Source organism: Serratia sp. T13T92 (assembly GCF_047530105.1).
In the GTDB taxonomy this organism is placed as follows: domain Bacteria; phylum Pseudomonadota; class Gammaproteobacteria; order Enterobacterales; family Enterobacteriaceae; genus Chania; species Chania fonticola.
Genome location: NZ_JBLJAK010000001.1, coordinates 162,101 through 175,490 on the forward strand (window position 1 = coordinate 162,101; position 13,390 = coordinate 175,490).

At 51.0% G+C, this 13,390-nt stretch carries 11 protein-coding genes; 7 read left to right on the forward strand and 4 right to left on the reverse strand.

What is annotated here, in order from left to right; all coding sequences use genetic code 11:
- Positions 1-110 precede the first annotated feature (110 nt).
- Positions 111-917, forward strand: coding sequence for a Shedu immune nuclease family protein (locus ACMV5I_RS00680; protein ID WP_414823427.1), 807 nt, complete (start codon positions 111-113; stop codon positions 915-917).
- 578 nt (positions 918-1,495) lie between these two features.
- Here the strand turns inward: ACMV5I_RS00680 and ACMV5I_RS00685 are convergent.
- Positions 1,496-1,687: a hypothetical protein gene (locus ACMV5I_RS00685; RefSeq protein ID WP_414823428.1), complete on the reverse strand. Its 192-nt coding sequence runs from the start codon at positions 1,685-1,687 to the stop codon at positions 1,496-1,498.
- Positions 1,688-1,750: 63 nt separating this feature from the next.
- Here ACMV5I_RS00685 and ACMV5I_RS00690 point away from each other — a divergent pair, with 63 nt between their 5' ends.
- Positions 1,751-2,359: a DUF1062 domain-containing protein gene (locus ACMV5I_RS00690; RefSeq protein WP_414823429.1), complete on the forward strand. Its 609-nt coding sequence runs from the start codon at positions 1,751-1,753 to the stop codon at positions 2,357-2,359.
- Between the two features lie 188 nt (positions 2,360-2,547).
- Here the strand turns inward: ACMV5I_RS00690 and ACMV5I_RS00695 are convergent, their stop codons facing one another.
- The 3 genes from ACMV5I_RS00695 to ACMV5I_RS00705 all read right to left on the reverse strand — a co-directional run bounded on the left by ACMV5I_RS00695 (position 2,548) and on the right by ACMV5I_RS00705 (position 5,899).
- Positions 2,548-3,213, reverse strand: coding sequence for a DUF2931 family protein (locus tag ACMV5I_RS00695; RefSeq protein WP_284121560.1), 666 nt, complete (start codon positions 3,211-3,213; stop codon positions 2,548-2,550).
- Positions 3,210-5,120 (reverse strand): PAAR domain-containing protein, encoded by a 1,911-nt coding sequence (locus tag ACMV5I_RS00700; protein ID WP_414823430.1) that lies wholly within the window; start codon positions 5,118-5,120, stop codon positions 3,210-3,212. The genes ACMV5I_RS00695 and ACMV5I_RS00700 overlap by 4 nt, the downstream gene beginning before the upstream one ends.
- Positions 5,121-5,476: 356 nt before the next feature.
- Positions 5,477-5,899: a DoxX family protein gene (locus ACMV5I_RS00705; protein ID WP_065685023.1), complete on the reverse strand. Its 423-nt coding sequence runs from the start codon at positions 5,897-5,899 to the stop codon at positions 5,477-5,479.
- 829 nt (positions 5,900-6,728) lie between these two features.
- Here ACMV5I_RS00705 and ACMV5I_RS00710 point away from each other — a divergent pair.
- From ACMV5I_RS00710 to ACMV5I_RS00730, 5 genes are read left to right on the forward strand one after another with little or no spacing between them, the layout of a single operon-like run.
- Positions 6,729-7,187, forward strand: a complete 459-nt coding sequence (locus tag ACMV5I_RS00710; protein WP_202727275.1) for a sugar dehydrogenase complex small subunit — start codon at positions 6,729-6,731, stop codon at positions 7,185-7,187.
- On the forward strand, positions 7,184-9,019 hold the full coding sequence (locus ACMV5I_RS00715; RefSeq protein ID WP_121606808.1) for a GMC family oxidoreductase: 1,836 nt from the start codon (positions 7,184-7,186) through the stop codon (positions 9,017-9,019). The genes ACMV5I_RS00710 and ACMV5I_RS00715 overlap by 4 nt, the downstream gene beginning before the upstream one ends.
- Entirely contained in the window at positions 9,006-10,790 is a 1,785-nt protein-coding gene (locus ACMV5I_RS00720) for a GMC family oxidoreductase (RefSeq protein WP_414823431.1), read from the forward strand. The genes ACMV5I_RS00715 and ACMV5I_RS00720 overlap by 14 nt, the downstream gene beginning before the upstream one ends.
- 1 nt (position 10,791) lies before the next feature.
- Entirely contained in the window at positions 10,792-12,456 is a 1,665-nt protein-coding gene (locus tag ACMV5I_RS00725) for a ferritin-like domain-containing protein (protein ID WP_414823432.1), read from the forward strand.
- Positions 12,457-12,467: 11 nt separating this feature from the next.
- On the forward strand, positions 12,468-13,346 hold the full coding sequence (locus tag ACMV5I_RS00730) for a hypothetical protein (protein WP_202727272.1): 879 nt from the start codon (positions 12,468-12,470) through the stop codon (positions 13,344-13,346).
- Positions 13,347-13,390: the final 44 nt, after the last annotated feature.

The window sequence follows — 13,390 nt, forward strand, 5'->3', positions numbered from 1 at the left end:
GTCACAGAACCCCGAACCGCTTCGCGGTGAGTCATAGAAAGTCTTCCCAGGCAATAATTAGAATCACAGGAATACAATGCACTACTCTAACTAATTAAAATGGAATTATTATGTATATGAATGGCCAAAAAGCAATCAAGAAAAAAAACGAATACCTACAATTACTTAATCAAAATGATCTAGAACAAGTTTATCAGTCTTACCTAGAAAATAATACGATGTTCATTCCAAGAGAATTTGAACAGAATCATGGAATTCATTTCTGTACAGTGTTTAGAAAACTACCATTATCTAGTGATTATAAACCTGATTTTGTGTATCTTGCAAAAAGTTCTGATAACTGGAACGTAGTATTGGTTGAAATAGAAAAACCCTCTTCAAAATACTTTAAAAATAACTCTACAACTTTCCATGCTGATTTTAATATGGCTCTACAGCAAATGAACACATGGAGAGCATGGATTGATGACGAATCAAACAGAAATCACCTAAAAAACAACATATTACAAGGGTTCATTGAACCCGCGCATATGGCGAGAAATCCCTTTAATTTCAAATACGTATTGGTTCATGGGCGTAGGTCGGAATATGAGAATAACGTACAGAAAACATCATTGATTAGAAGCCAACAAAGAGATGATTTCTCAATAATATCATTTGACAGCTTGGCTGAAAATATTGAAAGGAAATACCCATTATATATAGCGGTAAAGAAGAATACGCACTTTGAATTGATTTCAAGTGAGTTCGTTGATGAAGGTATATTTTCATGGGTGAATACAGATTTATTGGCTATTTCTAAAGAAATACGTGATGATGCTATTTCAAAATCAGCCAACTGGCATCATTATAAATTCAGCGAAAAAGGAAGCGTTAAAGTGATGGATGATGTTCTCCCCAAAATAAGAATAATATAAGTTGGTTCGTATAATGACGTTATGCTAAAAAGGCCGCTGCGGGAAAATATTTTCGCAACGGCCTTTTCAACTTAACGAGTTGCACATTATGCGCACCTAGGTGACGGTACGTGGAATCTGGCTATCTGGTACTGTCACTGGTCTTCATTGGCCATAGTCAAGAACTCACCTTGGCCAGCTCTCACTGTTGTTTGATCCTTACCGACCAACTGCAAATGAAGAACAAGCTTTGTCGGTTGCATCAGCGGATTGCTTTGGATGAGATTTTGTACTGAACAGCCAGGTAAGAGCTTGAGGTTAGCTGGGTCTTACATCACTCCCGAAAGCTGACGGTCCTGCTCGCAGTCATCCCTAGATTCTACGACTACGCGAAATCATTGGAACAATGTCTGGTTGTTCAAGTGCCCAACTATCTCAACCTTTGCCAAATCTGGCCAGCATCCCATCATCGCGAGCAAGGAACCAAACATAGCTTTCTCGACAACCAATATGGTGATCAGACAGGATTTCGTTTTCACAATCTTCACGTTAACACTATGGCCAAACACATACCTAAAAAATCTACCTGTCGATCATTTTTACCACATCAACAGGTCAAAGCCCCCTGCTTTATTGATCGCGCTACATGAAATCTGAAAATATTGATTGAACTCATTTACCCGATAATGCCGATTTGGTAGTCTCGACGTATCTCTTTGATCATCGGCAGGATTGTAGCGTTGGAAATCTTTTTTTAACCCACTGAAAAATATCTCATAAATATTTTTCATACATAAACATCCATGGTCCGTTCAGTACGGGTCCGGTTTTGTATGGGTTAAAAAAGGTACGCTATGAAAGTTTCATGGACCGTCACGCCCGTGGGATATCAGCGCATTGCGAAACGCTGCCCTTCATGCAGCGTAAAACGGGATTTCACGCCCTCGGGGGCTATTCGGGTAAATGCGCAAAAGAAGGTGCTTGATATCTGGAGTATCTGTAAGTGTACGCACTGCGATTACACCTGGAATATCTCCCTGTTTTCACGCCTGCACGTCAGCAAAATTAATCCTGAACTTTATCAGCGGTTGATAGCGAACGATATCGTTATGGTTCAACATTTTGCCTATGATAAAGAGACGCTGAAACGAAATAACGCCGAGCTATCGGGGCGGCCTGATTTTCGCATTCAGGAGCGGTGGTCGGTCAGCATATCTCGTCGCAATCGGGTCAGGGTTAGCGTCAGGATTTCTCTTTCTTTTCAGGTCAGCCTGCTATCGATTTTGCAAAAGCAACTCATGCTGAGCACAGGCGAAATCAAGAGACGGATTGAGTCAGGGAAAATAAGTGGCGTCACGATGAAAATGCTTAAATCGCGAAAGCTGAAGGCAGCGGAATATAAGTTTCAGCTGTCTGCGGAAACGCTGTACGCCAAACGCAGGATCGTTCTGACGCGTAGTTAAAAGCAAGAAGCTCACCTTGAGGTCAACTACGTCAGTATGACAATAGCTCAAAAGAAGGAAAGACCCAAGGTGAGCTTCCCATTACCTGTGACATAAGATAAATGCAGAGTAACCTCGGGCTGGCCCGCACCGTGGCACGCCATCAGCAGCAGTACCGGAAGAAGCCCCGCCATTAGGAACAATGTCTGCTACCAATTACCGTAGGGATAGGTTTTCCCTTTGATAAATTCAGGAGTATCTCCGTAATATTTATACCCATTGGGGTGTCTAGTTATCCCTTTGCAAAGCTCTAATTTATCCCCGGACACGGTCTTTAAGACTGATGGCGTCACGCGATAATTAGGCTGACTACCGATACCTCGTAGCCAGACTGCAACCTTACCTCCCGGGGCCAGACCAATTTGTATGTTGTCGTAATACCCGATATTACCCTGATAATCCTTATACACGCTGGGATTGCGCATTTTCTCCACAACGGCGTCAGACAAGGTCAGGCGAGTTTCATATACTCTTTTATCAATCACCGAGTCCCAGCAAAAAAGAATATGCCTAGGGGGATGTTTAATGTGATTCCAGTGCCCTCCGGGTGCTCGATCGCTATCATTCCAATTACCAATGACTTTATCCAGGTCCGGGGTGCTGTCCAGCGTATTAAACCGGTAATCAATACCGTTAGCATCAAGGATGGCGACAAACGTTACCAGTGCGGGTAGCGCCTTGGGCGTGAAAAAATTAAACTTCCACTCGGTGGGCACATCGTTTTGGACAGAAGCCTCGGGCTGGCCCGCACTGTGACTGTGGCACGCCGTCAGCAGCAGTACCGGAAGAAGCCCCGCTAAACGGATTATTTTCATATTTTATTTCCCGCCATATTGTAAACTGTCCGCTGCCAGCGCTCGTCTGGACGGTTGGTAAAGTTCACCAGCTTCGCCGGTTTGACTGCCCCAGCGATCATTCCCTCACCGTCTCTGACCACGCTGTTCCAGTTGGCTGAACAATGGATATATTTCTCTGCCAGCATTTCGATTTCCTGACTGATGAATCCGGGAGCCGATGCCCCATTACGTACCGCGCGGCCCATCACAATCGCTTTTTCGCACAGGTAGTTTAGTTCTAGTGGCATTGTAAAGTCTGGAACACTGTCATCAATAGGATCAAATACCACGCCTGCATCCTGCGCCGCATCGATCATCACCCGCAGTACCACCTTTGACCAGTCGTTGCACGTCGGGCGCTCAATGACAGCTGCCGCCCCGCTGCGTTTTTGCGGCATGCCGTAGCGATCGGCTGGCATCCGCTCGTCGTGCCAGGTATCAATGTTGATCTCCAGTGCCTGCAATAAAGGGCCAATTGCTGGCCAGGTATCCATCGCACTGAGCTGCTCACAGGCCTGCTGATAAACTCGCGTTTTCGAATCGGGTGTGGAAAAGGGTACGGTTTCAAACTGCGGACGGGTAATGAAATAGGCTTCGTACTCGTCAGGGTTGTAACCGCCACCAATGTCAGAGTGCGCACCTGGCAAAGCCAGTTCCGGCCACGCAGGCTTCACACTGTTCAATGCAAAGTTAAACCGGCATTCGTGCTGTGCGGTGATATGAAATACCTTCTCTGCCACCCCCGGGCGCAGCACAATATTCACCTCGCCCGTATCGGCGCTGTGCGGATTGAACCCGTTGACCGGCGTACCGATGCCAGCCACCGTATCAAATATCCCCAGAAACCGGGTTTTACCGCCGGGCGTACCTGAGAACTCAATACTTCCCAGACCGGACTTGATAGCAGCGATAATCGCCTGCTCCTGACTGAAAACCCGGTTGGCAAAATGCCGTGCCGCAGCAGCTCCCCGGCTGAACCCGAAAATATCAAACTGCAATTCTTTGATAATACAGGAACTGGCGTCAGGCAGGTTATCCAGATAGCCGTTGATAGCAGCAACCAGCATAGCGACTGCCTTATCGGTTTTTCTCACCACGCCGGTGTTACCCCTGCCGGTGCCCATCCCGTAAGTACTGTCGCCTTCCCCGCTTTCCGTACCAATCCCCTCGATATAAATTGCGCGCTGGCCGTATCCCGTATCGGCAGTGAGTTTTTGGTTATACAGAATATTGAGCCAGTGCACATTGGTGTAATAACCGAGATGACTTCCTGCCGCGAAGCCGCTGTGTCCGCTTTTTAGCTGAACACACTGGAAATAAGCTGATTGAGCATCGGCATTGTTCATCCCAAAATGCTCTCCGGAGCAGGCATCAAGGCTGGCGGCGGTATTATCCGCATTATTGCCGGTGCCGTCGAAAAATACCCCAATGGTCAGGGTAATTTCCCTCTTCTGCCTTTCCTTTTTGGCCGCCTGCGCATACTGCTCAGGCTCTGCTGTCTGTTTCTTCACACTCTGAGCATACTGCGCTGGCTCCGCTGCCTGTCCGCTATTCATCAGCATTGAGCTCGGAGATATTGATGGGGTAACCGAAAGCGGTTGACTGCTCGCAACTAGACGATGGCTACCAGCCGGGCAACCACACGCCACACGATGGCCGTCAAGTGCCGTTGGTACACCATAAAAACTTAAGTTTACTTCCCCTTCGGCAATAACCCCGATTTTCCCGCAAGCCGGACACGAAACCTTATGCCCTTTCAGCGCGACGGGAATACCATCACATGTGTAACGATTTCCCAGAACTCCCTCCAGTACCCGCCCCCCTGTTGTGGTGGTATCGCCCTGGCAAATGACCGATATTCCCTGGTAGTTCATTCCTCTGCTCATATCCTGCGAGCCTCTTTGTCAGCCTCTTCCATGACATTACTCCATGTTTTATTAAGGGTTGTATCCGGAACCAGACTAAACTCTCTACGACAAACTGTCAAAAATTGACCAATTTGAAGAAGCCAGTGGACACCAGCATGTTAAACGTCAACATCACGAAATCGATGCCAATGCGTATCATCGGCCTGTCTCACACGGGTTCTTACAGAGAGAGCAATCGGGCTTTCACTGGAGCTATACCAGTTGGCGAATTGTGTTCGCGCTGAAAAGCTAAGTATTAATGTTGAGAAATATTGAAGTGGCATTCAGCACTGGAATGCCACGGAGTGAGCCCTAGCGATACCGTCTAGCCTACCTCAGCGCCAGTTCGGATCCTTCATTACCGAATAGCGACCACTGCCAAGGAAGGCGATGGCCAGCCCGGCAAAGAAATACACCGCCATATCTTCTGCTCCCCACGCCCCTACCTTCGTCAGCATCAGCGCCTTGCCGGGATCGATCAGCAGATAAGCCGCCAGCATGGTAAATGAAAACACCAACGCCGCCGGGCGGGTAAAAATCCCCAAAATAATCAACAGTGGAGCCACTAACTCGCCGAGGAAAACGCCGTAACCGATAAATCCTGGTAGCCCATGTTGAGTCAGCAATCCCTGGATATAATCGATACCGCCGATCAGTTTATGCCACCCATGGAATATCATCATAATGCTGAACGCCAAGCGCAGGATCAGCTTGCCCAGATCCGGACGATCCATGACACGATTAAACCAATTCACCATGTTGCACCTATTGAAAGTTAATGAGAATCACAATCAATCTAATCCTAAGTTGTATTTTTACAACGGAATTCGAAGTAAACCTTGATCTAACACATTAAACAACCTTTCATAAAAACCGACACCACCTGCATGCCTGCCTCCTTAGAGCGCGGCGTTATAGTAAGCACGTAAAGAATTATCTTTCTATCTATAGGAGCTAAATGTTAATAATTGGCATTTTATGCTGTTGTGCGTTTTTTTACAGCAAAACATCTTGCTCTCAGGGGAATTATATATCATTAAATACTTTATTAATGCTTAAGCTTGCGGAATATGGTCTCTCATACCATATTTATTACACTCCGAAGAATGTGGTGGATTAAGTGAAATTAAAAACTTAACCACGTACTTTAACCCGTAACATTCTGAACGAGCTTTTATTTTAATGAGATACCACGTGCCTGCGCAATGCTGGCACGCTATGTGTATTTCATTTTATTTAGCATAGCAATTCACCGCTAATATAATTAGCCCGGGAAGTAAACATTGTGAATCTCACGTAACTTTTCGCCACCAGCGGTGGCATTGCTTGCGCGAGGCACACACTATTCGTTCAAATTCAAAAGGTTAACATGGGTTAAATTATCGTTATTGTTTTTACAATAGCGTACTTTTTAGTGCGCCTAAAGAACGAAAAATCATGAACATCCACGTTACTGGAGGCTCAGGGATTAATACGCCCTATTAATCCACAGCAATAAATAAAACGACTAATGCAACCTGTTTTATTGATTTTTCCCGGTGGCAGTAATAACGCCACCATAATAAAAACCTATACAGGCAGCACCTTATGAGCGATGAACAACTAGCATCCGATGCGGCACTACAGCAATTTATCGATCTTTCCCGTTTATTAACCGGTTTTGACCGTTTTGAGTTACTCGGTACTGGCCAAGCCGCCTTTTATTATGACTGGGTACAAACGCACGCGGCAGAACGTTTTGCCACATTGTTGGCGACCTACGGCGAACTTCCGGCAGATGCTGCACAGCACTCGTCCTTTGTAGAAACTCAACTGCTGGGTTCTGAAAAGTTGTCAACGTTGGTGAGCAGCATTATCAAACTGTGGTACCTGGGCCAGTGGTATTCGCCAGACAACCCGAATGATACCCAGATCCCCAGTGCTAACAGCTATCAACAGGGCTTGGTGTGGGATGCGATCCATGCCCATCCACAGGGTGCCAAACAACAAGGCTTTGGTGCCTGGTCTGAACCACCGGTAACCTCCTCTACGGTGGTGAAACTATGAATATCATCACTCCTGAACAAGCAGAGACAACCGAGTACGACGTGGTGATCGTAGGGGGTGGGATCTCCGGCGCCATCGTTGCCAAAACCCTGACGCAAGCGGGAAAACGCTGCCTGATTGTCGAGGCCGGTACCGGCGTGGGGACGGATTACCAAGGCTATCTGGATTACCTCAACACCTTTTATACCGCCACCATCAAAATCCCCAATGCTCCCTACCCTGATAATCCCAATGCCCGCGAGCCGCTGGAAACCGATGTTACCAAAACACCGAACGACCAAGGTTACTTTGTCCAGCGAGGGCCGCTGCCATTCAGTTCGACCTACACCCGCTATCTGGGGGGTACCACCCTGCACTGGCTCGGAACCTCGCTGCGCATGCTACCAGAGGATTTTCGCCTGAAGTCGTTGTATGGCGTGGGCATTGATTGGCCAATCGATTATCAGGAACTGGAACCGTGGTACCGCAAGGCAGAGTTGGAGCTCGGGGTTTCCGCCAATGTGGAAGAACAATCCTATCTTGGTGTCACCTTCCCACCGGGTTATGTCTACCCCATGCACGGGCTGCCTGCAAGTTGGAGTGACAAACAGCTGGCCAGCCGCATTGATGGCATGCAGGTGGAAGATGACGGCAAATCTTACACCCTGAAAGTGCGCGGAACGCCCGCCTCACGCAATAGCGTTCCCAATAGTGCTTACGATCAGGGCCGGGGCTATACCCCAAAAGGTGCCGTGGGTAACGACAAAGTGGGCCTCCGCTGCATGGGTAACTCCAGTTGCGTGCCTATCTGCCCTATTCAGGCCAAATATAATGCACTGAAAACGCTGAACACCGCCAACCACGAAAAGCTCGATATCGTGTTGCAGAGCGTGGCATTCCAATTGGATATCGACCCACATAGTAAGGCGATCAACGGCGTTCAGTTAAAACACTATCGCTATCCGGGAGATAATTCCTACAGCCTGCATACGGTGCGGGGCAAACGCTATGTGCTCGCCGCCCACGCTGTCGCCAACGCGGTGCTATTACTGGCCTCCGGTGCCTGTAAAGGCAACGATCTGGTTGGCCGCCATCTGATGGATCACCCAGAGCTGTTGACATGGGGGCTTACCAACAAAACGCCATTGTGGCCGCTACGTGGCCCATTAGCGACCTCCGGCATCGAGGATCTGCGCGGTGGCAGCTTCCGTAAACACCACGCACCGTATCGGTTCGAAATGGGCAACGACGGTTGGCTGTGGCCAGCTCAGGCGCCGTCGAAAGATGTGATCACTCTGGTAGACGACGAGCAACTGCACGGTAAAGAGTTACGTGAAAGGCTCAAAGACCAGGTTTCACGTCAATTCCGCTTCGGTATCCTGGTAGAACAGCTGCCGGAATACGATAACCGCGTCACCATCGATCCGAATTATCTAGACATAATGGGTAACTACCGCCCGGTCATTCACTACGATTTATCGCCCTATACCCGAGCCGGTTTCGCCAGCGCTTACGATATGTCGATGAAAATCTTCGACCAGGCCGATATCAAGAACTACTCGTCCTACTCAAAAGAGGATGCCGGAGCCTTCGTCTGCCCAGACGGCAGAACCCTCACCTTTAACGGTGCCGGGCATTTTGCCGGAACCCACTGCATGGGTGGCTCACCAGAAAGCTCCGTGGTGAATAAGGAGCAGCGCACCTGGGAGCACCCCAACCTCTATCTGGTGGGCTGCGGCAACATGATCAACATGGGTACCTCAAACCCAACGTTAACCATGTCGGCGCTCACCTGTTGGGCTGCGCATAACATCCTGCAGGATCTGAACGGGGGGCATCATGCGGCAGATTGATTGGCAGCAAGCCACAGACCAACCCTATGATGCGGTGATCGTAGGCTCAGGATTTGCCGGTTGCATCATGGCCAAGCAGCTGACCCGCGCTGGCCGCCGGGTGCTGATCGTCGAAGCCGGGACGGGCAACGACAGCTTTGGCCAGCACCTGGATCATGTACAAACCTTTATGCAGGCCGTGGCAAAAACGCCTAACGCGCCCTATCCCGATTCACCCAACGCACCACAGCCAGAAGTGACTGACGTTGAACCCATCACGCCCGGTAAACCTTCGCACAAAGGGTATTTCGTGCAGATGGGCCCCTATCCCTTTGAAAGTAACTATACCCGCCGGCTGGGTGGCACGTCGCTGCACTGGTTCGGCAGTTGTCCACGGATGCTGCCAGAGGATTTTGCCATGGCCACGCTGTTTGGCCGTGGCGTGGACTGGCCGATGAGCTATGAAGAGTTACTGCCGTATTATCAACGCGCCGAACTGGAAATTGGGGTTTCCGCCGACGTGCAGGATCAGCAATACCACGGCATCTATTTTGCACCAGGCTATCAGTACCCGATGCAAAAAATCCCGCAAAGCTATCTGGATAGCTGGATGATCGCCGGATTGGCCGATGCCGAATTACCCGGTACGGCAGACAAAGCCCAGATCCGCTCTATCCCGCAAGGCAGAAACAGTGTGCCCAATGCAGGTTATACCCCGCGTGGTGCGGTGGGTAATCCAGCCGTGGGTCGTCGCTGTATGGGCAACTCCAGCTGTATTCCTATCTGCCCGATCCAGGCTCGTTACAACGCGTTAAAAACCCTGGTGGAAACGGATGCCGATTTGCTGATCCAGGCGGTTGCCTCTCGTCTGCATATCTCGCCAGAGACGGGGCAAATCAGCGCATTGGACTGCAAGGTGTGGAAGAACGACAGCAGCCACGACTTTGAGCCGATCACCTTACACAGCAAGCTGTTTATTCTGGCCGCCAATGCTATCGAAAATGCCGTGTTATTACAGGCATCACAGGCCTGTCAGTCCAGCGGAGAGCTGGGGCGCAACCTGATGGATCACCCCGCCATCCTGTCTTGGGGATTAGCGCCGGAAGCGATAGGTGCATTTCGTGGACCAGGTTTGACGTCAACGTTGGTGAACTACCGGGGTGGCGAATTCCGCCGCGATCGCGCCGCATTTGTGCTGGAGATCGGCAACTGGGGCTGGAGCTGGCCACGCAACGAACCGGTGGACAGCACGGTGGATATGATCGATGACGAGCGATTATATGGCAAGGAGTTACGCCAGCGGCTTGGGCAAGTGCTGCCCCGGCAAATCCGCCTGGACATGATGACCGAACAACTGCCGGATGCCGCCAATCGCGTCACTATCGACGATCGCTGGCGTGATCCGCTCGGCAATTACCGGCCAGTGATCCACTACAACGTGGACGACTACAGCCAGGGCGGCATGGTGTTTGGCCGCGAAGTGGCCAGCAGCCTGTTCAGCCAACTGGGTATCAAGGATTTCACTCACTACCGGTCAGACAACCCCGGTTATTTCACCTGGCAAGGTAACGGTTACATCTGGGCAGGCGTTGGCCATATTGCAGGCACCCACCGGATGGGAACGCGGCCAGAGAATTCGGTAGTCAACCGGCACCAGCAAAGCTGGGATCACCCCAATCTTTACGTTATTGGCTGCGGCAGCATGCCAACGCTGGGCACCTCAAACCCCACGCTCACCATGACGGCCCTGACCTTCGCCACTGCCGACCACATACTCGGACGGAAACATTGATATGAACATGACCGCAAAAGCCAAGACCTTCCAGCTTGCTGAAACCTCGTTTGCCCAACTAGGCTATGTGACGTTTGTCGACGAAAAAAGCCTGGCGCAGGATCTGACAGAACTGCGCGAGCTGCTGCGGAACGCCATGCAGCTGGAACATGCCACCATTCCCCCCTATCTGACGATGCTCTATACCCTGGATGACGACGTTGACTGGCGCATCATCGAAACCCTGCGTTCGGTAGTGGTGGAGGAAATGCTGCACTTCACCCTGACGGCCAACCTGCTCAATGCCATCGGCGGTACGCCCGCGGTCGATTCGCCCGATTTCCTGCCCAGCTATCCGGCACGGCTGCCTTACGATATTGATGATATTGAGGTGAATCTGTACGGATTTTCCAAAAACGGCATCTTCCAGGGCATGGTGATCGAGCATCCGAAAGATGTCCGCCCGCGCGCCATCGCCAATGAAGTCCCCAGCGATATGACTATCGGTGAGTTTTATCTTTACGTTGAATCGCGGCTGCGGGCAGCGGTGGAAACCCATGGAGAACGGGCTATTTTCTGCGGCGATCCGCAGCGCCAGATCCCGCCGGATGTTTTCTACTACGGCGGAGGCGGGAACGTACTCAAAGTCAGCGATCTGAAGACCGCGATAGCCGCCATGAAACTGATTACCGATCAGGGTGAAGGCACAGAAAACGATATCTGGGTCGTGGATGAAGATGAGTTGGCCCACTATTTCCGTTTTAGCCAGATCTACAATGAACGGCTGTATCAAAAAGGCGATACCGTGGCCAGTGGCCCTACCGGCGACCCGTTCCCGGTGCCGTGGGGCAAAAGCGTGCTGATCGACAGCAATGCCAAGGTTAATGATTATCCACCTGGTGAAGTTCGTGACGCCATCATCCGGTTTAACCAGCGTTATTGTCAGTTACTTGGCGATCTGCAGGCGGCATTTACCGGTGCCCCAGACAAGTTGATGGCCGCGGTGGTGGCGATGTGCGCGCTGCGAGATGACTTCCGGGCCATCACCGCCAACCCTTTCCCCGGCAAGGAATTATTCCACTGCGCCCCTACGTTTGAGTACAGCGTGGCTAACCGCCAGCCGCTGGGTAAACAGGTGTTAATGGCTGCTCCGGCCGCCGCAGCTGTAACCACAACCGACAGTGCTGATGCCAGTGCCAGTGCCAGTGCCAGTGCCAGTGCCAGTGCCAGTGCCAGCAATGAGGCCACTCTGGATCAACTGCAGCAAGCCTATTCCAGCGGTAACCTGCAGTTGGCACTCTCCTGCATGAGTGACGAGGTGATCTGGGATATCTCCGGCCCCAGTGAATGCCCCTATCTAGGCGTGTTCTACGGCCACGAAGGGTTTACCCGTTTTTGGACGCTGCTCGGTGCGACGGTGAATTTTGGCAGCGCTGGCGTCGAGAAATCCTTCTTCAGCGGCGATCAGGCAATGTCCTACGGTGGCGAGCAAGGCACGACCAAATGCGGCCGCGTGCCCTATCGCTACGACTGGGCGATCCGCTATCAATTCAATGAACAGCATCAAATCACCCTGATGCGTCAGTACTTCAACCCACTGAACATTCTTTCGGCGCTGAAGGCCGCGCCTTATCCGGTACCGGCGGCTTGCCCACACTCGGCCAAACCTCAATCCCAACAACAGTAGGAACCACGCACATGTCTAATCAGCAAAATGATTTACCCAGCATCCCGTCGCCGTTCACCATGCCGTTCTACTACGCCTCACTGACCAACGTTGGCGTGTATTATCTGGTGCCATTGAGCCGTGTGGAACCTTATTTGCAGGGAACCGGGCTTAGCCCGGCGCGGTTTGGTGACAAGGCGATGGTGAGCTTTAACTTCCAATTGTATGCCGGACAGTTTGCCTCTGGCCTCAATACCCCGCCGGAGCAATGGGGCAGTAGCGGTGCGGCGATCACCCAGGAGCTTGAGCTCAACATTGTCGCCTATCCTGAGCACCGTAAAGACCAATTGGCCCCGATTGGCTATCAGGAGTTTATCCAGGACGGCGATCAAACCAAGCTGTACGGCAATCATCGCGTCTGGGTGCCTTGCGATGCCCCCATCGCCATCGCCGCCGGTGAGCAACTGTTTGGCGAGCCTAAATTCCAGACCACTTTCAAGGTCAATTTGGCCTCACAAAATCCGGTGCGGACCAACTCTCCGGTCTATCAGCCCGAGTGGGTGGAAACCTGGGGCTTCCGGGTGGACGATCCAAAGGATGCCAAGACCGCGATCTTCACCTGCATCGTCAACACCTTGGGCATTAAGGCGATCCCGGGCAACATCTCGCCAATTACCGAATACGGCGTTCACGATAACAAACTGATCGGTTGCCGCTGGAACATCCTGCAGGCGATGGATACCTATTTCCTCAACAGCGGCCACGCTGAGGCTGTAAAGCTGGTGCTGGGTACCAGCAGCCACCCCATGCGTAAAGATCTGGAGCAGTTGATCGGTGGTTGCGCTCCCGTGGCGGTACAAACCCTCAACTCAGCCCCGGCGGCCATTCAAAGCCGCGCCTATTACCCATAGCCGTTTGCCCCGCCGCCGGTTCGGGGCGGGGATGATTTTTCGCA